At 71.1% G+C, this 804-nt stretch carries 1 protein-coding gene; it reads right to left on the bottom strand.

All coding sequences use genetic code 11. The features are described from left to right. Nucleotides 1-2 precede the first annotated feature (2 nt). Nucleotides 3-804, bottom strand: an 802-nt coding sequence (locus D3105_RS34030; RefSeq protein WP_133305753.1) for an ATP-binding cassette domain-containing protein, incomplete at its 5' end; no start/stop codon positions are given.

Here is an 804-nt window from a genome sequence, read left to right as displayed (position 1 = left end):
GGTCAGTGCTCATCGGTGAGTCCTTCGTGGGGTGCGGGGTGCCGGGGCGCGGGGACGGCGGGGTCGTGCGTCATGTACCGCATCAGCAGCTCCTGGTCCGCCTCGGCGCGGGAGCTCTCGCCGGTGATCCGGCCGGCCGCCATCGTGTAGACGCGGTCGCACATGCCGAGGAGTTCGGGCAGCTCGGACGAGATCATCAGGACGGCCTTGCCCTCGGCGGCGAGCCGGTCGATCACGGTGTAGATCTCGTACTTGGCGCCGACGTCGACGCCCCGGGTCGGTTCGTCCAGGATGAGGACCTCGGGCCCGGCGAGGATCCACTTGCTCAGGACGACCTTCTGCTGGTTTCCGCCGGACAGCCGGCCCACCTGGTCGAAGACCGTGCGGGTCCGGATGTTCATGGTGCGGCGGAACTCCTCGGCCAGGACGCGCTCCTGGTGGGCGTCGACCACCCCGCGCCGGGCCAGCCGGGACAGCGAGGCGAGGGAGATGTTCCGGCTGACGGAGTCCTGGAGGTCGAGGCCGTAGTGCTTGCGGTCCTCCGTCACATAGGCGATGCCCGCGTCGACGGCCTCCGGCACGGTACGGGTCCGGGCCTCGGCCCCGTCCCTGAGCACCGTTCCGGAGAGGTACCGCCCGTAGGAGCGGCCGAAGACGCTCATGGCGAGTTCGGTGCGGCCGGCGCCCATCAGCCCGGCGATGCCGACGATCTCGCCGCGCTCCACCCGCAGCGACACCCCGTCCACGACCTTGCGCTGGTGGTCGACGGGGTGGCCCACGGTCCAGTCGCGGATCTCCAGGGCC

This window comes from Streptomyces globisporus (assembly GCF_003501885.1).
GTDB lineage: Bacteria > Actinomycetota > Actinomycetes > Streptomycetales > Streptomycetaceae > Streptomyces > Streptomyces globisporus_D.
This window is presented reverse-complemented; position numbering and strand designations above follow the sequence as displayed.